Raw genomic sequence first — 19992 nt, 5'->3', positions numbered from 1 at the left:
GTTGGTTTGCGAAGGCCATTGTTGTTCGCGTGCCACACTCCTGCTGCGGAGTATGGGTCCCGGCCTTCGCCGGGACGACACATTCACAGGAGGATCCGATGGATCTCGCATTCACGAAAGAAGAGCAGGCGTTTCGCGAGGAAGTGCGGTCATTCTTCCGCGACAACGTGCCGCCGGATACGCGGCGCAAGCTGGTCGAGGGCCGCCACCTCTCGAAGGACGAGATGGTGACGTGGTGGCGCATCCTCAACAAGAAGGGCTGGGGCGTCAGCCACTGGCCCAAGCAATATGGCGGCACCGGCTGGACCTCCGTGCAGCACTATATCTTCAACGAGGAGCTGCAGTCCTATCCGGCGCCGCAGCCGCTCGCCTTCGGCGTCAGCATGGTGGGTCCCGTCATCTACACCTTCGGCAATGAAGAGCAGAAGAAGCAGTATCTGCCGCGCATCGCCAATGTCGACGACTGGTGGTGCCAGGGCTTCTCCGAGCCCGGCTCCGGCTCCGACCTCGCCTCGCTGAAGACGAAGGCCGAGCGCAAGGGCGACAAGTGGATCATCAACGGCCAGAAGACCTGGACCACGCTCGCCCAGCACGCCGACATGATCTTCTGCCTCTGCCGCACCGACCCGTCCGCCAAGAAGCAGATGGGCATCTCCTTCATCGTGTTCTCGATGAAGTCGAAGGGCGTCACGGTGCGCCCGATCCAGACCATCGACGGCGGCGCCGAGGTCAACGAGGTGTTCTTCGACGACGTCGAAGTGCCCATCGAGAACCTGATCGGCGAGGAGAACAAGGGCTGGGATTACGCGAAATTCCTGCTCGGCAATGAGCGCACCGGCATCGCGCGGGTCGGCGTCTCCAAGGAGCGGCTCCGCCGCATCCGCGATCTCGCCTCCAAGGTCGAATCCGGCGGCAAGCCGATCATTCAGGACGCGGCCTTCCGCGACAAGCTCGCGGCCTGCGAGATCGAGCTCAAGGCGCTCGAACTCACCCAGCTCCGCGTCGTCGCCGACGAAGGCAAGCACGGCAAAGGCAAGCCCAATCCGGCTTCCTCGGTGCTGAAGATCAAGGGCTCCGAGATCCAGCAGACCACCACCGAGCTGCTGATGGAGGTGATCGGCCCGTTCGCGGCACCCTATGACGTGCACGGCGACGACGGCTCGAACGAAGCCATGGACTGGACCGCCCAGATCGCGCCGAGCTATTTCAACAACCGCAAGGTCTCGATCTACGGCGGCTCCAACGAGATCCAGCGCAACATCATCGCCAAGGCGGTGCTGGGGCTTTGATCGTACACCATCAACACGCACTCACCGTCATGGCCGGGCCTGACCCGGCCATCCACGCCTAGCGCCACGAAAGAACGTGGATGCCCGGCACAAGACCGGGCATGACGAAATCGATACCGGAGAGCAAAGAACATGGATTTTGATCTGAACGAGGAGCAACGGCTTCTCAAGGAAAGCATCGACGGCCTGTTGAGCGATTCCTACGATTTCGAGAGCCGCAAGAAGTACATGAAGGAGAAGGGCGGCTGGAGCAAAGCGGTCTGGGGCAAGCTCGCCGAGCAGGGCCTGCTCGGTCTGCCCTTCGCGGAGGCCGATGGCGGCTTCGGCGGCGGCGGCGTCGAGACCATGATCGTGATGGAGGCGCTCGGCAAGGCACTGGTGCTCGAGCCTTACCTCGCAACCGTCGTGATCGGCGGCGGCTTCCTGCGCCATGCGGGCAGCGATGCGCAGAAGGCCGCGCATGTGCCCGGTATCGTAGACGGCAGCAAGACGCTCGCCTTTGCCCAGCTCGAGAAGAACTCGCGCTACGATCTCTTCGACGTCACCACGACGGCGAAGAAGAAGGGCGACGGTTGGGTCATCGACGGCGAGAAGTTCGTCGTGCTCAACGGCGAGAATGCAGATACCCTCATCGTCACCGCGCGCACCAGGGGCGAGCGCCGCGACAAGAGCGGCATCGGCGTGTTCCTGGTGCCGGCCGACGCCAAGGGCGTCGCCAAGAAGTCGTACCCGACCCAGGACGGCCTGCACGCCGCCGACATCACCTTCACCGGCGTCGAAATCGGTGCCGATGCGGCGCTCGGCAATCCCGACGACTCGCTCGCGCTGATCGAGCGTGTGGTCGACGAAGCCCGCATCGCGCTCTGCGCCGAAGCGGTCGGCCTGATGGATGAGTCGCTGAAGACCACGGTCGAGTACATCAAGACGCGCAAGCAGTTCGGGGTGCCGATCGGCTCGTTCCAGTCGCTGCAGCACCGCGCCTCTGACATGTTCGTCGCCACCGAGCAGGCGCGATCGATGTCGATGTTCGCGACCATGGCGGGCGATTTCCAGGATGCCAAGGAGCGCAGCAACGCTATTGCCGCGGCCAAGGTGCAGATCGGCAAGTCGCTGAAGTTCGTGGGACAGCAGGCGATCCAGCTCCACGGCGGCATCGGCATGACCATGGAGGCGAAGATCGGCCATTACTTCAAGCGCCTGACCATGATCGAGAACTCGTTCGGCGACACCGACTACCACCAGCGCCGCGTGGCGGACGGTGGCGGGTTGATCTAGCTACAAGGTCGCTGTCATCCCCCGCGCAGGCGGGGGATCCAGTACGCTGCGGCTTCTCGGTTCTAGCCGAGCCGTCTCTGGAATACTGGATCGCCCGGTCAAGCCGGGCGATGACGTCTGAATAAGCGGGCTCAACGGAGCAATAACAATGAAGAACACCCCGTTCGATCTCACCGGCAAGGTCGCCGTGGTCACCGGCTCCAGCCGCGGCATCGGCCGCTCCTCCGCCGAGCTGCTCGCAAAGCTCGGCGCCAAAGTGGTGGTCTCCTCGCGCAAGGCCGACGCCTGCAAGGCAGTCGCCGACGGCATCAAGGCGGCCGGCGGCGAGGCCACCGTCATCCCCTGCAACATCGCGCGCAAGCAGGAGGTCGAGGCGCTGATCGCGGGTGCGACCAAGCACTATGGCAAGATCGACATCCTCGTCTGCAACGCCGCGGTCAACCCGTATTACGGTCCGCTGCTCGACATCACCGACGAGGCCTTCGACAAGATCATGGGCTCGAACGTCAAGAGCAACATCTGGCTCTCCGCGCTGGCGATCCCGCAAATGGCGGAGCGCGGCAACGGCTCCGTCGTCATCATCTCCTCGATCGGGGGCTTGCGCGGTTCGACCGTGATCGGCGCCTACGGCATCTCGAAAGCCGCCGACTTCGCGCTGTGTCGTTCGCTCGCCGGCGAATGGGGCCCGAAAGGCGTCCGCGTCAACTGCATCGCGCCCGGCCTCGTCAAGACCGACTTCGCCCGCGCGCTGTGGGAAGACGAAGCGAATCTAAAGCGCCGCACCGCCACCACCCCGCTCCGCCGCATCGGCGAACCCGACGAAATCGCAGGCGCAGTGGCCTACCTCGCCTCCGACGCGTCGAGCTTCATGACCGGACAGACCATCGTCATCGACGGCGGCGTGACGACGGCGGCGGCGTAACTTCTGCTCTACTTGCAATGGTGCGCCGGGCGCGCTTCACTTATCCTCCGCTAGAGGAGAGGGGCGCTTCGTGTTGCCCAGAGCGCAACGCGAGGCGGGGTGGGGTGAAGCCGCAAAGGCGGTATCGCTTGCGTCGACGAGACGGCTGCTGCTCAGAATTCGAAGCACCAACTTCGCGGATAGTCTGTCACCCCGTCCCGGTTCGCGTTCCGCTTCGCTGCATGCGAGCCCACCCTGCCCTCCAGGGGGAGGGTGGGAGGACAGCCGTCTTGACCTTCCCGCCCTAATCCGCTCCCTTTGGCGAAACACAATAGCCCCTCACCGGACAACGCCGGGAAAACGCCAAAGAAACCCCAAGGTTTGCTTCCATGTCTTTCGTCCTCGCCATCGACCAGGGCACCACCTCCTCGCGCGCGATCGTGTTTCGCGGCGACATTTCCATTGCGGCGAAGGCGCAGGCCGAGTTTCCGCAGCATTTCCCTGCCTCGGGTTGGGTCGAGCACGAGCCCGAGGACATCTGGACCTCGACCGTGACGGTCTGCCGCGACGCGATCGCGCAGGCCGGCATCGGCGCAAAGGACATCGCCGCGATCGGCATCACCAACCAGCGCGAGACCACCGTGGTGTGGGACCGCGCCACCGGGCAGGCCGTGCACCGCGCCATCGTCTGGCAGGACCGCCGCACCGCCGACATCTGCGCCAAGCTGAAAGCCGACGGCCGCGAGCCCGTGATCTCGCAGAAGACCGGCCTGATCATCGACCCCTATTTCTCCGGCACCAAGGTCGCCTGGATTCTCGACCACGTCCCCGGCGCACGGGCGCGCGCCGCGCGCGGCGAATTGATGTTCGGCACCGTCGATTGCTATCTGCTTTGGCGTCTCACCGGCGGCAAGGTCCACGCCACCGACGCCACCAACGCCTCGCGCACGCTGCTGTTCAACATCCACACCGGCCAGTGGGACGACGAACTGCTCGAGATCATCGGCGTGCCGCGCTCGATGCTGCCCGAGGTGAAGGATTCCTCCGCCCGTTTCGGCGAGAGCACGCCGGATTTGTTCGGCGGCGCCATTGCGATCTGCGGCATCGCCGGCGACCAGCAGGCCGCGACCATCGGCCAGGCCTGCTTCCGTCCGGGGATGATGAAATCGACTTACGGCACCGGCTGCTTCGCCCTGCTCAACACCGGCACCACGCCCGTGGCCTCGAAGAACAAGCTGCTCACCACCATCGCCTACCAGCTCGGGGGCAAGCGCACCTATGCGCTCGAAGGCTCGATCTTCGTCGCAGGTTCGGCAGTGCAGTGGCTGCGCGACGGCCTCGGCATCATCAAGCATGCCGCCGAGACCGGACCTCTCGCCGATCAGTCGGACTCCATGCAGAGCGTCTATCTCGTCCCGGCCTTCGTCGGCATGGGCGCGCCGTACTGGAATCCGCGCGTGCGCGGCGCCCTGTTCGGCCTCACCCGCAACACCGGCCCGGCCGAGCTTGCCCACGCCGCCCTGGAAAGCGTCTGCTACCAGACCTTTGATCTCTGGGCCGCAATGCGCGCCGACTGGCCGAGCTCGGAGGTGGCAAGCGTCGTGCTCCGCGTCGATGGCGGCATGACCGCATCCGACTGGACCATGCAGCGCCTCGCCGACCTGCTCGATGCGCCGGTCGATCGCCCCGTGATCCAGGAGACGACGGCACTTGGCGCCGCCTATCTTGCCGGCCTCGAGGCCGGCGTCTATCCCGAGCCGACCAAATTCGCCGATAACTGGCGGCTGGAGCACCGCTTCAAGCCCAACATGAGCCAGGCGACGCGCGAGCGGAAGCTTGCGGGATGGACAAGGGCGGTGAAGGGCGTGCTCGCGAGCGACGAGGGCGAATAACGGGCGCGCACGACGCGCCAAACAACAACAAACGGGAGAAACGACAATGAACACGGATCTCAACCGGGTCGTCCAAAAGCTCTGCGGTGCCGCGATCTGCGCCGCGCTGCTCACCTCGACCTCCCTCGCGCGTGAGAAGCCGGACCCGCTCGGAAGCGCGCGTCAGGTCAAGACCGACGTCGCCGGTCTCAATGCTCCCGCGCAGATTCTGGTCGATGTCTGGGGCATCCCCCACATCTATGCAGACAATGAGCACGACCTGTTTTTCCTGCAGGGCTTCAACGCCGCGCGCGACCGGCTCTGGCAGATCGATCTCTGGCGCAAGCGCGGACTTGGTCTGCTGGCTAAGGATTTCGGCCCGGCCTATGCCGAACAGGACAAGGCGCTGCGGCTCTTTCTCTATCGCGGCGATATGAATGCGGAATGGGCGGCTTACGGCCCCAAGGGGAGGACCTATGCGGAGGCATTCGTCGCCGGGGTCAACGCCTATGTCGCCGATGTGCGCGCGGGCAAGCGCCCGCTGCCGATCGAATTCAGGATCGCCGGTACCAGGCCGGATCCGTGGACGGCGGACGACATCGTCCGCATCCGCAGCCACGGCCTGACGCGCAATGTCGCCTCCGAGGTCAAGCGCTCGTTGGTCGCCTGTGCGGCCGGCCTCGATGCCGATCGGTTTCGCGTCAAGCTCGAGCCGGCCTGGACGACGAAGATTCCCGATGGTCTCGATCCCTGCAGCGTGCCGAAGGCGGTGCTGGCGCCTTACGATCTGGCAACGCGTCCGGTCGCCTTTGCCGCGCCGAAAGATCGCCAGGCCGCACTCGCGCACGATCCCGACAAGTACCTCACCGAGGCCGACCAGCAACGCGACACCATCGGCTCCAACAATTGGGTGATCGCGGCGTCGCGGACCGCGACGGGACGGCCGATCCTCGCCAACGATCCGCATCGCGAGCACAGCGTGCCGTCGCTGCGCTACATCGTCGGCCTCAATGCGCCCGGCCTCTCCGTGATCGGTGCGGGCGAGCCGGCGCTGCCCGGCATCTCAATCGGCCACAACGGCACCATCGCCTTCGGTCTCACCATCTTCAACGTCGACCAGGAAGACCTCTACGTCTACGAGCTCAATCCGGAGAATCCCAACCAGTACCGCTATGGCACTGGCTGGGAGGACATGCGCATCGTCCACGAGAAAGAGCAGGTGAAAGGCGAGAGCGATCGCGATCTCGAGCTGAAATTCACCCGGCATGGTCCGGTGATCTATGTCGATGACGCCAACAAGCGCGCCTTCGCCGTGCGCTCGATCTGGTTCGAGCCCGGCACCTCGGCCTATTTCGGCTCCTCCGACTACATGACCGCGAAGGACTGGAACGGATTCCTCGGCGCAATGCGGCGCTGGGGCGCGCCGTCGGAGAATCAGGTCTATGCGGACACCAAGGGCAATATCGGCTGGGTCGCCGCCGGCAAGACGCCGCGGCGCGCCAACTATGATGGCCTGATGCCGGTGCCCGGCGACGGCCGCTACGAATGGCAGGGTTTTCTCTCGCTCGACGAACTGCCCAAGGCCTATCAGCCCAAGCAGGGCTTTCTCGCCACCGCCAACCAGATGAACCTGCCGGCGGATTATCCCGTCAGCGAGCGCAAGGTCGGCTTCGAATGGGCGGACAGTGCGCGCTGGCAGCGTATCACCGAGGTCCTGAAGGCCAACAGCAAGGTGACGCTGGCCGATGCCATGGATCTGCAGAACGACGACACCACGATGCTGGGCCGGCGGCTGGTCAAGCTGTTGCAGCCGCTCACTTCGGACGATGCCAACGTGAAGAAGGGCCTCGAACTGCTCAAGCCCTGGAATGCCCGTGATGCCGCCGACAGTGCCGCTGCTGCGGTGTTCGAGGTCTGGATCGCCAATCATCTTGGACCGGTACTGTTGAAGACCACGGCGCCCAAGGCCGCCGACCTGATCGCGCCCGAGGCGTCGAGCATTTCGGCGCTTGTTGCCTTCTTGGAATCTCCAGACGCGTCGTTTGGCTCCGATCCCGCCGCCGCGCGCGACCAGATCCTGCGCGACAGCCTCGGCGCCGCGGTGGCCGATGTGACGGCCAAGCTCGGGGCCGATTCCTCAACCTGGCGCTGGGGCCGCCTGCACGTCGCAAAATTCGACCATGCTCTGATGCCGCTTGCCGACAAGGCGACGGCCGCTCAGCTCTCGGTCGGTCCGCTGGCCTACGGCGGCGCGGCCAATGTGCCGCGCGCGGCCACCTACCGCCGCACCGATTATCAGCTGTTCGCCGGCGCCTCGTTCCGCATGGTGCTCGACGTCGGCAATTGGGATGCGAGCCGCACCATCAACACGCCGGGCCAGTCGGGCGATCCCTTCAGCGGCCACTATCGCGACCTCGCGCCGCTGTGGGCGACCGGCCAGTATGTGCCGCTGCTCTACAGCCGCGCTGCGGTCGAAGCGGCGGCGGCGGAGGCGATCACGCTGACGCCGCGGTGAATGAGGCGTATCCACAAACTCCGCCGTGGGGGGGGGGGGGGGGGGGGGGGGGCCGGGGGGGGGGGGGGGGGGGGGGGGGCGGGGGGGGGGGGGGGGGGGCCCCCCCCCCCCCCCCCCCCCCCTCACCCCCCCCCCCCCCCCCCCCCCCCCCCCCCCCCCCCCCCCCCCCCCCCCCGACCCGGAATGTGTGGCCGGCGCTCAGCTTCAAAGGGACGCATCCCATGATCCTCCCCGACGGCTATTCCGACATCCCCGCCGGCAAGATCGCCGCCGTCGTTACCCATCTCGAGATGACCGCGCGCCCCGCGCGCCGCGCCGATCCGCCCGGCGCTCCATCAGGTCTTTGGACCCTGCGCAAGGTCGATACCCCCGCGCTTCATTGGTATCGCGACCTCCATCGCCGCGTCGGCGAGGAGTGGTTGTGGTTTTCGCGGGCGCGCATGAACGATGCCGAGCTCGCTGCCGTCATCCATGCGCCGGGCGTCGAGGTCTATACGCTTGTCGTGGACGGCCGCGATGAAGGCCTGCTGGAGCTGGACTTTCGCGAGGCCGGCCAGTGCGAGCTGGTGTATTTCGGCGTCACCGCAAAACTGATCGGCAGTGGTGCCGCCCGCTTCATGATGAACCATGCACTTGAAATCGCATGGTCACGCGATTTGTCCCGCGTCTGGGTGCACACCTGCACCTTCGATCATCCGTCGGCCGTTGCGTTCTATCAGCGCTTCGGCTTCCGCCCGTTCCGCCGCCAGATTGAGATCGCCGACGATCCGCGGCTCGATGGCACGGTGCCGCGGACGGCGGCGAGGCATATGCCGATCATCGGATAGTGCAGAGCTGCCTCCTACCCGTCATTGCAAGGAGCCCTTGCGACGAAGCAATCCAGTCTGTTTCCGCCGAGAGATACCGGATTGCTTCTCTGCGCTCGCAATGACGGAGCGTGGCACCGTCGTCCCTTTTCATTCGGGCTACGCGCTCCAGATCATGCGAAGCTCGCTAGCTGTTGAAATTCACCGCATTGGTGTTGGCGCCACAAACCAGTACCGCGACCCGCTCGCCGGGTGAGGGGCGATAGCGACCGGAGAGCAAGGCGGCAAATGCGGCGGCGCCGCCGGGCTCGGCCACCAGGCGCAGGCTCGACCACAAGGCCGACTGCGCCTGCTTGATCGCGTCGTCGGCGACCAGGACGACCCGCTCGACATGGGCCCGCGCAATCGGAAACATCAATTGTCCGACACGTCGCGGGGCGAGACTATCGGCGGCGATGCCGCCCGCCGGCGCATCGATCGGCGCGCCTGCCGCGAAGGCGGCGTGAAGCGTTGGCGACTGCTCCGGCTCGACCGCGACGATGCGCGTCCTGCCGGCACTCCAGGCCGCCATGCCACCGATCAGGCCGCCGCCGCCGACTGCAACCAGCACCGTGTCAATGCCCGGTGCATCCTGCTCCAGCTCCATTCCGACACTGCCCTGACCGAGCAAGGTCTCGACCTGGTCGTAGGCATGCACCGCCATGGCGCCGGTCTGCGCGACATGGGTTTCGCTTGCGGCGAGCGCGTCGGCATAGCGGCTGCCCGCAATCACGAGTTTCGCGCCATAGCCTCTGATACGCTCGGCTTTGGCCGGCGAGGTGATCTCGGGCACGAAAATCGTGGCCGGGATGCCGAGCCGCTGCGCCGCATACGCCACCGCCGCGCCGTGATTGCCGCCCGATGCGGCGACGACACCGGCTTCCGGCAGCCGGCGCAACAGCAGGTTGGCGAAGGCACCCCGCGCCTTGAACGATCCGGAATGCTGCAGCATCTCGAGCTTGAACGTGACGGGAGAAGCCGGCAGGCCAAAATCGGCGAGATCGGCCTCAACGAGCGGCGTGCGCCGTATGTGCGGACGGATGACGGCCTCGGTCGCCGCGATCCGCTCCCGATTGATGTCCATTGTTGCTGTCATGATGCCGTCCTTGATAACGCATCCGGCAGCCGCTGTCGCGGCGCCGTTGCATGCAGCGCAATGCTCCACTTCCATGATTTTGCTTGCGCCACTGCGGCCTTGCCGTGGAAACTGATCGGCCCTGCCTCGTCCAAAAGCCAGAGAAGAGCGCAAAACCATGTTCCTGATCGGCCAATATGATTCCCCCTTCGTCCGCCGCGTCGCGATTGCGCTGCGGCTTTACGGCCTCGCCTTCGAGCACAGGCCGTGGTCGACCTTCGGCGACGCCGACAAGATCGCGCCCTATAATCCGCTGCGCCGCGTGCCGACGCTGGTGCTCGACGACGGCGAGGCGCTGATCGAGAGCACGTTCATCCTCGATTATCTCGACGAGCTCGCCGGGCCGGAGAAGGCGATGCTGCCGCGCTCCGGCGCCGAGCGCCGGCGTCACTTGCGCATCTGCGCGCTCGCGTCCGGCCTCGGCGACAAGGCCGTGAGCCTGCTCTACGAACGCGTGCTGCGGAAGGAGCAGCTTACGCTGTGGGTCGAGCGCTGCCAGGCGCAGATCGCGGACGTGCTGAAAGCGCTGGAGGCCGAGCGCGCCAAGGTGACCACGCCGTACTGGCTGGGTGACCGCATCGGCCACGCCGATATTGTGGTCGCCTGCGTCGTCCGCTTCACCCGCGAGGCCCATCCGCAGTTGTTCGAGCCGTCGCGCTATCCGGCGCTGTCGGCGCATGCCGATGCGTGCGAGGCGCTGGCGCCGTTCAAGGAGATCGTGCAGCCCCTGGCACCGCCGAAGGGGTGATCGCCGCTATGCGAACCCGACCTTGATCAGGATCGTCAGGAAGAGGCCGCCGACAACCGCGCAGACCGCGGCACCGATCAGCGGCCCCAGCGCGCCTCCCCGGCTTGCAGGCTCCAGCACGGCTTGTTCGGGCTGGTCCGGATCGTAGTAGACCTGGACGCTCTTCCCAGGCCGATATTTCGCCGCGGCCTCTTCGGCGACCTCGCGCAGGCCGGAGATCATGGTGCCGTTCCAATCGACTTCGGTGCCGATGAAGTCGCGCTTGCCGACCCTGTAGGCGTAGCGCAGGTCGACCTGATAGCGGTGGACGAGCTTTGAAGTCGTTGGTCGATTGTCGTGCTCGGTCTTCTCCTCGACGATTTCCTCGATCACGTCGCAATGGGTGACCCTGCCCGACGCGGTCGGCCAGCGCAGGCTGGCGCTCGCCAGCCGGCGCGTCCGGACATAATCGGCGGCGAGGAACACCCCGCCCACGAGCACGATGATCGGCACCGCGAACGCGAACAGCGGGACGCCCTTGTCGGCGTAGAGCACGTGGCCCGCGAACGAATGCGCGGTCAGGGTGGCGGCGATGACGCCGAACACCATTGTGAACGCCACCAGGGCCGCGACGTTCTGCGCGGCGGCAGGCTCCAGCAGCGCCTCTGTCGGTTGCTTCGGATCGACATGGACCTCGACATGGGCGCCGACCGGATAGCGTCCGGTCAGTTTTGCGGCCAGGACCCTCGTCGTGATGACGGTGCCGCTGACAAAGATCTTGTCGCCTTCCAGCTCCTGGCCGCCGGCCTGATAGCGATAGCGGATGATGGGCTTGGCGTCGTTCCGATCGTCCGAGGAATGCGCCGTCGGCTGGTCGACCCGGGAGACCGTGATGATGCCCTCCACCTTGTCCCAGCTCCGCGCCGCCACCATCCGGCCCCGCATGCGGACCAGGTTGAACAGCGTCAATCCAAACAGCAGCACGGCGATGCCGGCGGCAATCTGTGTCCACATCAATTGTTGGGCGTTCAGCATCCGATTCCCCTGCGCTTCGGCGGCGACCGCCATTGGTCGCGGCGAACGCGCTTTGCGTTCGATGCTGTGCGTTGCCCCAGCACATGCCAGGCATAGCTTCACCAATGTCGTCCTGGCGAAAGCCAGGACCCATTGCCCCAGCGGGTCATTTGGCGAAGATTGGTCGTTCGGTATTGCCTGCGATGACCACCAATGGATCACCCGGTATGGATGGCTTTCGCCAGGACGACAGCGAACGTGTGGCACGCGCCGTGATGGCGACTGGCGAGGGAGTATCAAACGGGCACGGTCGGCGATGATGGAATGTTACAGGTGTTTTGCCCGACGCCGCAAGCGATTTCGGTAATATCGAAAAAATCATTCGGTAGCGCCGAAAAAATTATCGAGCTTTTTCAACCCCATGCCTACTGTGCATGGGGTTGATTTTTCATTTTCTGTTTGGAGGGCGCCTAACCCGCGCCCGCGCGCTTCTTCTGCCAGACCAGGTGCACCGCGCAGGTGCAGCCCGGCGGATGCGACGCAAGCTCCTTCGACGTCTCGTCGTTCGCCGGCGTTGCCGTGAACGCCCCCTTGTCGCTCGCACCCTCTCGCGTCGGGATGTAGTTCAGAATCGGCGCGAGCCAGCGCTCGGTCTCGGCGACGCTCATGCCCTTGCGCGCAGCATAATCCTCGACCTGATCGCGCTCGATCTTGCCGACTCCGAAATAATAGCTCTCTGGATTGGCGAGATAGAGCCCCGACACGGAGGAGCCCGGCCACATCGCATAGCTCTCGGTCAGCTTCACGCCGGCGGTGTTCTCGGCATCGAGCAGCTCGAACAGCGTGGCCTTCTCGGTGTGATCGGGTTGCGCGGGATAGCCGGGGGCGGGACGGATGCCCTGATACTTTTCGAGGATCAACTCGTCGGTCGAGAGCGCCTCGTCCGGCGCATAGGCCCAGAACTCGCGGCGGACGCGGGCATGCATGCGCTCGGCGAAGGCTTCGGCCAGGCGGTCGGCCAGCGCCTTGCACAGGATCGACGAGTAGTCGTCATTGGCCATCTTGAACCGGTCGGCGACCACATCCTCGCCGATGCCGGCGGTGACGACGAAGCCGCCGACATAATCGGGCACGCCGGTGTTGGCGGGCGCGACGAAGTCGGACAGCGCCGCGTTGAAACGGCCCTCGCGCTTCTCGAGCTGCTGGCGCAGCGTGTGCAGCGTCGCGATCGTCCTGGTCCGGCTCTCGTCGGCATAGAGCACGATGTCGTCGCCCTGCGCATTGGCCGGCCAGAAGCCGACGGTGGCGCGCGCGCGGAACCATTTCTCCTTGACGATCAGGTCGAGCATCTTGCGCGCGTCGTCGTAGAGCGAGCGCGCAACTTCGCCGACCTTGGCGTCGTCGAGGATGGCAGGGAAGCGCCCGGCGAGCTCCCAGGTCTGGAAGAACGGCGTCCAGTCGATATAGGGCACCAGCTCGGCGAGATCGTAGTCGTCAAAGCTTCGGGTGCCGAGGAAGGTCGGCTTCACCGGCTTGTTCGCGGTGAAGTCGACCGGCACGCGGTTGGCGCGGGCGGTCGCCAGCTTCAGCCGCTTCTTGTCGGCCTGGGCGCGCATATGGGCGTCCGAGATCTTTGCGTATTCGGCGCGGACTTCGGCGGCATAGGCCTCGCGCCTCTCGGGCGACAGCAGCGCCGACGCAACACCGACGGCGCGGCTGGCGTCGTTGACATGCACCACGGGGCCTGCGCGATAGCTCGGGTCGATCTTGACCGCGGTATGCACGCGGCTCGTGGTGGCGCCGCCGATCAAGAGCGGCAGCTTGAGGCCTTCGCGCTGCAATTCTGCGGCGAAGAACGCCATCTCGTCGAGCGAGGGTGTGATCAGGCCGGACAGCCCGACGATGTCGGCCTTCTCCGCCTTCACCGTCTCGACGATCTTGGCCGCGGGCACCATCACGCCGAGGTCGATGACCTCGTAATTGTTGCACTGGAGCACGATGCCGACGATGTTCTTGCCGATGTCGTGGACGTCGCCCTTGACGGTCGCGAGCACGATCTTGCCGGCGGACGAGGAGCCTTCCGTGCCGATGCCGTTGGCGAGATTGCGCGCCTTCTCCTCCTCCATGAACGGCATCAGCCAGGCGACAGCCTGCTTCATCACGCGGGCCGACTTCACCACCTGCGGCAGGAACATCTTGCCGTCACCGAAGAGATCGCCGACCACATTCATGCCGGCCATCAGCGGTCCCTCGATCACGTCGAGCGGGCGCTTCGAAGCCTTGCGGGCCTCTTCGGTATCCTGCTCGATGAACTCGGTGATGCCGTGCACCAGCGAATGCGACAGCCGCTTCGCCACCGGCCATTCGCGCCAGGCGAGATCGGCTTCCTTGGTCTGAGTCTTGTTGCCGCGGAATCTTTCCGCAAGCGCCAGCAGACGCTCGGACGCACCGGGGTCACGGTTGAGGATGACGTCCTCGCACACCTGGCGCAATTCGGGATCGATATCGTCATAGACGATCATCTGCCCGGCATTGACGATGCCCATGTCCATGCCGGCCTTGATGGCGTGATACAGGAACACCGAGTGCATGGCCTCGCGCACCGGCTCGTTGCCGCGGAACGAGAACGACAAATTGGACACACCACCAGAAATGTGCGCGCCCGGCAGATTCTTGCGGATCCAGCGCGTCGCTTCGATGAAGTCGACGCCGTAATTGTTGTGCTCCTCGATGCCGGTTGCGATCGCGAAAATATTGGGATCGAAGATGATGTCTTCCGGCGGGAAGCCGACGCGGTTCACCAGGATGTCGTAGGCGCGCTTGCAGATCTCGGTCTTGCGGGCGAACGTGTCGGCCTGGCCGACCTCGTCGAACGCCATCACCACGACAGCCGCGCCGTGACGGCGGGCGATCTTGGCCTCGTGAATGAACTTGTCCTCGCCTTCCTTCATCGAGATCGAGTTGACGACCGGCTTGCCCTGCACGCATTTCAGGCCGGCCTCGATCACGGAGAATTTCGAGCTGTCGACCATTACGGGGACGCGGGCAATGTCGGGCTCGGCGGCGACGAGGTTGAGGAAGGTCACCATCGCCGCTTCCGAGTCCAGAAGACCCTCGTCCATGTTGACGTCGATGATCTGCGCGCCGTTCTCGACCTGGTCGCGCGCGACCTGCAGCGCGGCGGTGTAGTCGCCGGCGGTGACCAGCTTGCGGAAGCGGGCGGAGCCGGTGACGTTGGTGCGCTCGCCGACGTTCACGAAGGGAATGGCGTCGGTCAGGATGAACGGCTCGAGGCCGGAGAGCCGCAAGCGAGGTTCGATCTCCGGCACGATGCGCGGCTTGTGCGGCGCGACCGCAGCCGCAATCGCCGCGATATGGTCCGGCGTGGTGCCGCAGCAACCGCCGACGATGTTGACGAGGCCATCGCGCGCGAACTCGCCGACCAGGCGGGCCATGTATTCCGGGGTCTCGTCATACTGGCCGAACTCGTTGGGCAGGCCGGCATTGGGATAGGCGCAAACAAGCGTGTCGGCGACGCGGCCGATATCGGCGATATGCGCGCGCAGATCTTCCGCGCCGAGCGCGCAGTTGAAGCCGATGGTGACGGGCTTGGCGTGCTGGACCGAATGCCAGAACGCTTCCGGCAACTGGCCGGACAGCAGGCGGCCGGACTTGTCGGTGATGGTGCCCGACACCATCACGGGCATGTCGATGCCACGTTCTTCCGTGATCTCGGCGATCGCGTACAGCGCCGCCTTGGCGTTCAGCGTGTCGAAGATGGTCTCGACCAGCAGCAGATCGACGCCGCCGTCGAGCATGCCGTTGATCTGCTCGCCATAGGATTTGCGCAGGTCGTCGAACGTGACGGCGCGGTAGCCGGGATTGGACACGTCGGGCGAGATCGAGGCGGTGCGGTTGGTCGGTCCGATGGCGCCGGCGACGAAGCGCGGCTTGCCGTCCTCGGCCTCGACGCGGCGTGCGGCGTTGCCGGCGAGGCGGGCGCCTTCTCGCGCCATCTCGTAGACGATGTCGGCGAGATCGTAATCGGCCTGGGCAATCGAGGTCGTGGAGAAGGTGTTGGTCGCGACGATGTCGGCGCCGGCGCGCAAGTAAGCGGCGTGGATGTCCTCGATCGCCTGCGGTTGGGTCAGGATCAAGAGGTCGTTGTTGCCGCGCAAATCGCGATGGAAGTTCTTGAATCGCTCGCCGCGGAAGGCGGCCTCGTCGAACTGGAGATTCTGGATCATCGTGCCCATGGCGCCGTCGAGCACGAGAATGCGCTCGCGCGCGGCGTTGAGCAGGGCGGTTCGCTTGGGAGAGGTGGATACGGTCATGGTGTCTTAAGCCGCCTTCTGCGCGCTCTTGGCGCGGATGCCGAGCAAATGGCTGATCGCGAACACGAGATCGGCGCGGTTCATGGTGTAGAAATGGAAGGTGTCGACGCCGTGCTTGGCCAGCTTCTGCACCTGGCCGGCCGCGACGGTCGCCGCCACCAGCTTGCGGGTCTCGGCGTCTTCGTCGAGCCCCTCGAATTTCGCGGCGAACCAGTCCGGCACGGAGGTGCCGGCGCGGGTGACGAAGGCTCTCGCCTGCTTGAAATTATGCATGGGCATGATGCCCGGCACGATCGGGATGTTGATCCCGCGCGCGCGCACGCGGTCGAGATAGCGGAAATAGAGGTCGTTATCGAAGAACACCTGCGTGATCGCGCGGGTCGCACCTGCATCGACCTTGGCCTGCAGCGTGTCGATGTCATCGTCGAAGTCGCGCGCCTCGGGATGCTTCTCAGGGTACGCCGAGACCGACACCTCGATATCGCCGTGCCGCTTCTTGATGCCGGCGACGAGGTCGGCGGAGCTCTGGTAGCCATCGGGATGGCTGGAATAGGCCGTGCCGATGCCGCCCGGGGGATCGCCGCGCAAGGCCACGATGTGGCGGACGCCGACCTCGTGATAGCGGTCGACGATCTCGTCGATCTCCCCGCGGGAGGCGCCGACGCAGGTCAGATGCGCGGCCGGCAGCAGCGCGGTTTCTTTCAGGATGCGCGAGATGGTCGCGTGGGTCCGCTCACGGGTCGAGCCGCCGGCGCCATAGGTCACCGAGACGAATTTCGGGTCGAGCGGGGCCAGCCGGTTGATGGTGTCCCAGAGATTGCGCTCCATATCTTCGGTCTTGGGCGGAAAGAACTCGAAGGAAATCGCAGGCCGCTTCAGGTACCCGTCTTGCCCGCCGGTGTGGGCAGGCATTGTCGCGTCAGTCATGGGCACCACTCACTCTCCAAGGGCGCGCCGGGTCGTTGGCGGCCGGCGGTCAGGTCTAGATTGCGAAAGGCCAAGATAAGCCAAAGCGGCCGCATCCGACAGCCCATCGGTAATGGGAAGTGGCCCACTTTGGCGGTGTTGGCATAAAATATTCGGTGATTTAGAATCGAAGTGGGAAGCTCGGTTTGGTATAAAAAGATAAATATATCAGCCAAGTAGGGAGAACTTGCGGATTAACTGGCGCAATATATTTAGTGGGCAATATGAAACTCATGTTGCCAGATTGATTATTGTCCCAACGCCGCGGCGCGGGTCCGGAGCGCGCGGGCCCTGGCCTGCACGTCAGATCTGCGCGCCCTCCCATTGCCGCCGCGCTGCCCTCCACTACGTTAGCGCGCCATGATCCCGCTCTCAGTCCTCGACCTCTCCGTCGTCACCACCGGCACAAAGCCCGCCGCGGCGCTGCGCAACAGCATCGACCTGGCGCGCCATGTCGATGGGCTCGGCTATGTCCGCTATTGGCTCGCCGAGCATCACAACCTCGCCTCCGTCGCGAGCCCGGCGCCCGACGTGATGATCGGGCAGATCGCGGCGGTGACCAAGCACATCCGCGTCGGCTCCGGTGGCGTGATGCTGCCCAATCACGCGCCGCTGGTCGTGGCCGAGCGCTTCAAGATGCTGGAGGCGCTGTTTCCGGGCCGCATCGATCTCGGCCTCGGCCGCGCCCCTGGCACCGACGGCGCCACGGCCTATGCGCTGCGCAGCCGGCTCGACCGTCGCGAAGGCGACGATTTCCTCGAGCGGCTGCACGAATTGATCCTGTGGCAGACCCGGGAATTCCCCTCGGGCCATCCCTATCACAACGTCGTTGCGATGCCCGACGATACGCCGTTGCCGCCGATCTGGCTGCTCGGCTCCAGCGATTATTCGTCGGAGCTCGCCGCGCAAATCGGCATGGGGTTCGCATTCGCCCATCATTTTGCGTCCCACGATGCGATCGATGCGATGGTGCATTATCGCAATCGTTTTCAGCCCTCGGCCTGGAGTGCGAGCCCGCGCGCGATCCTCGCGGTCGCCGTCATTGCGGCCGACACGGATGACGAAGCCGAAAAGCTCGCCGCGTCTTTCGACCTCAACCGCCTGCGCCGGGACCGCGGCCAGTATCTTCCGTTGCCGAGCGTCGAAGAGGCGCTGGCCTATCCCTATACCGACTCGGAGCGCGCCTCGATGCGGCGCAACCGTTCCCGTCTGTTCGTCGGCAGCCGGGCAACCGTGCAGAAGACGCTGCAGCCGTTGATCGATGCGAGCAAGCCGGACGAGTTGATGGTGATTACCGCCGTGTACGATCACGGGGCACGAAAGAAATCATATTCGCTGCTGGCGGAGGCGTTCGGGCTTAAGGCGGTCGGATAAGGCTCTGGTGCTCCGGCTCGCGCTCCGCGCGTCCGGGACACGAATCTATTCCATCGTCGCGCGGAACGGGTGCCCCGGATACACGCCAACGATGCGGAATTCGCGTGAGAAGAATTTCAGCTCCTCGATCGCGAAAGCGAGGCCCTTGTCCTCGGGGTGGCCGTCGACGTCGGCATAAAACTGCGTGGCGAAGAAATTGCCGTCGACCATATAGCTCTCGAGCTTGGTCATGTTGACGCCGTTGGTGGCAAAGCCACCGAGCGCCTTGTAGAGCGCGGCGGGCAAATTGCGCACCCGGAACACAAAAGTCGTGACCAACGGACCGGAGCCCTGTGCGGCCCATTTCGGTTCGCGCGCGAGCACCACGAAGCGCGTGGTGTTGTGGGCCTCGTCCTCGATGTCCTCCGCGAGGATGTCGAGGCCGTAGATCTGCGCGGCGAGGCGCGAGGCGATCGCGGCGACGGACTTGTCGTTACGCTCGGAAATGTCGCGGGCGCTGCCGGCGGTGTCGGCGTGCACGATTGGCTTGATGCCAAGCTTGCGAATGATGCGCCGGCATTGGCCGAGCGCGTGCACGTGGCTCTCGACGCTCTTGATGTCCTCGAGCCTGGTCCCCTTCACCGCCATCAGCTGATGCCGGACCGGCAGAAACCATTCGCCGATGATGAAGAGGCCGGAGGCCGGCAGCAAATGATGGATGTCGGCGACGCGGCCTGCGACCGAATTCTCGATCGGAATCATGCCGAGATCGGCTTCGCCCGACGAGATCGCCGACAAGGCGTCCTCGAAGGTGGCGCAGGGCATCGGCTCGGCGTCGGGATAGGCCTCGACGATGGCGATGTGCGAATTGGCCCCAGGCTCGCCCTGGAATGCGATTTTCAGCTTGCTCATGCTCGGCCTTGTAACAGCGGCTCAGGATTTGGAAAGGATGCTGCGGGCGGTTTCCAGGTCCGCCGGCGTGTCGACCCCGCGGGGCACGGTATCGACAATGGTGAAGTCGATGCGCATTCCGGCCTCGAGCGCCCGGAGCTGCTCGAGCTTCTCCTGCAATTCCAGCGGCGACGGCGGAAGCCGGACGTAGCGCTCCAGCGCGGCACGGCGATAGGCATAGAGACCGATATGGTGGTAGCGCGGTCCGTCGCCGGTCGGCGCGGTTGCGCGGGTGAAATAAAGTGCGCGCATGCGTCTGCCGCCGAGCGAGGTTCCGATCGCCTTCACGACGCTCGGCGCGAGGTCCTCCTCCTCGGTGTGGATCTGCGACGCCAGCGTTGCGATATCCACGGCGGGGTCTTGCAGCGGCGGCAACACCTCGCGGATGTTGTCGATCGTGATGGTCGGGAAATCGCCCTGCAGATTGACCACGATCTCGGCTTTGCCGTCCGGATCGAGCTTCTGCATGGCCTCGTGGATGCGGTCGGAGCCGGACGGATGCTCCGGGCGGGTCATCACGGCCTCGCCACCATGGGCGGTCACGACGGATGCGATCTCCGCGGTGTCGGTTGCGACCGCGACCCGGCCTATCCCGGCCGCTTCGGCACGGCGCATCACGTGCACGATCATCGGCTGCCCCGCGATATCGGCTAGCGGCTTGCCGGGCAGGCGGGTGGCGGCCATGCGGGCCGGAATCAGCACCAGGATGCGGGGATCGATCATCGGTTCAAGGGCCTGGAAACGGGGCGTTTTCCGCGCCGGGAAATGGGGTGGGGACGGGGGTGAAGCCCGCTCGCTTATACGGGTTGCCAGACC

14 protein-coding genes are annotated in these 19992 nt (G+C 65.3%); 8 read left to right on the top strand and 6 right to left on the bottom strand.

Annotated features, from left to right (window positions below):
• Window positions 1–98 precede the first annotated feature (98 nt).
• From pimC to AC0L23_RS03305, 6 genes are all read left to right on the top strand, one after another.
• A complete protein-coding gene (gene pimC / locus AC0L23_RS03330) occupies window positions 99–1289 on the top strand; it encodes a pimeloyl-CoA dehydrogenase large subunit (RefSeq protein WP_018454712.1) in 1191 nt (396 codons plus the stop codon).
• A gap of 132 nt (window positions 1290–1421) precedes the next feature.
• On the top strand, window positions 1422–2564 hold the full coding sequence (gene pimD / locus AC0L23_RS03325; protein WP_085361631.1) for a pimeloyl-CoA dehydrogenase small subunit: 1143 nt from the start codon (window positions 1422–1424) through the stop codon (window positions 2562–2564).
• 148 nt (window positions 2565–2712) lie between these two features.
• Window positions 2713–3486: an SDR family NAD(P)-dependent oxidoreductase gene (locus tag AC0L23_RS03320; protein WP_085361630.1), complete on the top strand. Its 774-nt coding sequence runs from the start codon at window positions 2713–2715 to the stop codon at window positions 3484–3486.
• A gap of 368 nt (window positions 3487–3854) precedes the next feature.
• Entirely contained in the window at window positions 3855–5357 is a 1503-nt protein-coding gene (glpK, locus tag AC0L23_RS03315) for a glycerol kinase GlpK (protein WP_018454709.1), read from the top strand.
• A 46-nt stretch (window positions 5358–5403) separates the two neighbouring features.
• Window positions 5404–7851: a penicillin acylase family protein gene (locus AC0L23_RS03310; RefSeq protein WP_085361629.1), complete on the top strand. Its 2448-nt coding sequence runs from the start codon at window positions 5404–5406 to the stop codon at window positions 7849–7851.
• 221 nt (window positions 7852–8072) lie between these two features.
• Window positions 8073–8678 (top strand): GNAT family N-acetyltransferase, encoded by a 606-nt coding sequence (locus tag AC0L23_RS03305; protein WP_085361676.1) that lies wholly within the window; start codon window positions 8073–8075, stop codon window positions 8676–8678.
• Between the two features lie 166 nt (window positions 8679–8844).
• On the opposite strand, the gene AC0L23_RS03300 is transcribed toward AC0L23_RS03305, so the two are convergent.
• Window positions 8845–9792 carry a threonine/serine dehydratase gene (locus AC0L23_RS03300; RefSeq protein WP_085385090.1) on the bottom strand — a complete coding sequence of 316 codons (948 nt, stop codon included), beginning with the start codon at window positions 9790–9792 and terminating at the stop codon, window positions 8845–8847.
• A gap of 157 nt (window positions 9793–9949) precedes the next feature.
• Between AC0L23_RS03300 and AC0L23_RS03295 the strand changes: the two genes are divergently transcribed.
• Window positions 9950–10579 carry a glutathione S-transferase family protein gene (locus tag AC0L23_RS03295; RefSeq protein WP_085361627.1) on the top strand — a complete coding sequence of 210 codons (630 nt, stop codon included), beginning with the start codon at window positions 9950–9952 and terminating at the stop codon, window positions 10577–10579.
• Window positions 10580–10585: 6 nt separating this feature from the next.
• On the opposite strand, the gene AC0L23_RS03290 is transcribed toward AC0L23_RS03295, so the two are convergent.
• The 3 genes from AC0L23_RS03290 to metF all read right to left on the bottom strand — a co-directional run bounded on the left by AC0L23_RS03290 (window position 10586) and on the right by metF (window position 16833).
• The gene (locus tag AC0L23_RS03290) at window positions 10586–11593 is read right to left on the bottom strand and encodes a DUF3592 domain-containing protein (RefSeq protein WP_085351836.1); all 1008 of its coding nucleotides are present in this window, start codon (window positions 11591–11593) and stop codon (window positions 10586–10588) included.
• A gap of 449 nt (window positions 11594–12042) precedes the next feature.
• The gene (metH, locus tag AC0L23_RS03285) at window positions 12043–15906 is read right to left on the bottom strand and encodes a methionine synthase (RefSeq protein WP_085361626.1); all 3864 of its coding nucleotides are present in this window, start codon (window positions 15904–15906) and stop codon (window positions 12043–12045) included.
• 6 nt (window positions 15907–15912) lie between these two features.
• The gene (metF, locus tag AC0L23_RS03280; protein ID WP_085351721.1) at window positions 15913–16833 is read right to left on the bottom strand and encodes a methylenetetrahydrofolate reductase [NAD(P)H]; all 921 of its coding nucleotides are present in this window, start codon (window positions 16831–16833) and stop codon (window positions 15913–15915) included.
• Window positions 16834–17232: 399 nt separating this feature from the next.
• On the opposite strand from metF, the gene AC0L23_RS03275 reads away from it, so the two are divergent.
• On the top strand, window positions 17233–18246 hold the full coding sequence (locus tag AC0L23_RS03275) for an LLM class flavin-dependent oxidoreductase (RefSeq protein WP_085351722.1): 1014 nt from the start codon (window positions 17233–17235) through the stop codon (window positions 18244–18246).
• Between the two features lie 45 nt (window positions 18247–18291).
• On the opposite strand, the gene AC0L23_RS03270 is transcribed toward AC0L23_RS03275, so the two are convergent.
• Together AC0L23_RS03270 and AC0L23_RS03265 are read right to left on the bottom strand one after the other, a co-directional pair.
• Window positions 18292–19137 (bottom strand): prephenate dehydratase, encoded by an 846-nt coding sequence (locus tag AC0L23_RS03270; RefSeq protein WP_085351723.1) that lies wholly within the window; start codon window positions 19135–19137, stop codon window positions 18292–18294.
• A 21-nt stretch (window positions 19138–19158) separates the two neighbouring features.
• Complete coding sequence (locus tag AC0L23_RS03265; protein ID WP_018454699.1) at window positions 19159–19899, bottom strand: 3-deoxy-manno-octulosonate cytidylyltransferase; 741 nt, start codon at window positions 19897–19899, stop codon at window positions 19159–19161.
• Between the last annotated feature and the right edge of the window lie 93 nt (window positions 19900–19992).

This window comes from Bradyrhizobium sp. MI1.4 (genome assembly GCF_055811315.1).
Note: the sequence above shows the minus strand (reverse complement) of the source record. Positions and strands in the feature narration are given on the sequence as shown.

What these genes read in the sequence shown, in the direction of transcription:
- pimC (WP_018454712.1), top strand. Translation starts at nt 99, where the DNA reads ATGGATCTCGCATTCACGAAAGAAGAGCAGGCGTTTCGCGAGGAAGTG.
- AC0L23_RS03270 (WP_085351723.1), bottom strand. Translation starts at nt 19,137, where the DNA reads ATGAGCAAGCTGAAAATCGCATTCCAGGGCGAGCCTGGGGCCAATTCG.
- metF (WP_085351721.1), bottom strand. Translation starts at nt 16,833, where the DNA reads ATGACTGACGCGACAATGCCTGCCCACACCGGCGGGCAAGACGGGTAC.
- AC0L23_RS03320 (WP_085361630.1), top strand. Translation starts at nt 2,713, where the DNA reads ATGAAGAACACCCCGTTCGATCTCACCGGCAAGGTCGCCGTGGTCACC.
- AC0L23_RS03290 (WP_085351836.1), bottom strand. Translation starts at nt 11,593, where the DNA reads ATGCTGAACGCCCAACAATTGATGTGGACACAGATTGCCGCCGGCATC.
- metH (WP_085361626.1), bottom strand. Translation starts at nt 15,906, where the DNA reads ATGACCGTATCCACCTCTCCCAAGCGAACCGCCCTGCTCAACGCCGCG.
- AC0L23_RS03305 (WP_085361676.1), top strand. Translation starts at nt 8,073, where the DNA reads ATGATCCTCCCCGACGGCTATTCCGACATCCCCGCCGGCAAGATCGCC.
- AC0L23_RS03295 (WP_085361627.1), top strand. Translation starts at nt 9,950, where the DNA reads ATGTTCCTGATCGGCCAATATGATTCCCCCTTCGTCCGCCGCGTCGCG.
- AC0L23_RS03275 (WP_085351722.1), top strand. Translation starts at nt 17,233, where the DNA reads ATGATCCCGCTCTCAGTCCTCGACCTCTCCGTCGTCACCACCGGCACA.
- AC0L23_RS03265 (WP_018454699.1), bottom strand. Translation starts at nt 19,899, where the DNA reads ATGATCGATCCCCGCATCCTGGTGCTGATTCCGGCCCGCATGGCCGCC.
- AC0L23_RS03300 (WP_085385090.1), bottom strand. Translation starts at nt 9,792, where the DNA reads ATGACAGCAACAATGGACATCAATCGGGAGCGGATCGCGGCGACCGAG.
- pimD (WP_085361631.1), top strand. Translation starts at nt 1,422, where the DNA reads ATGGATTTTGATCTGAACGAGGAGCAACGGCTTCTCAAGGAAAGCATC.
- glpK (WP_018454709.1), top strand. Translation starts at nt 3,855, where the DNA reads ATGTCTTTCGTCCTCGCCATCGACCAGGGCACCACCTCCTCGCGCGCG.
- AC0L23_RS03310 (WP_085361629.1), top strand. Translation starts at nt 5,404, where the DNA reads ATGAACACGGATCTCAACCGGGTCGTCCAAAAGCTCTGCGGTGCCGCG.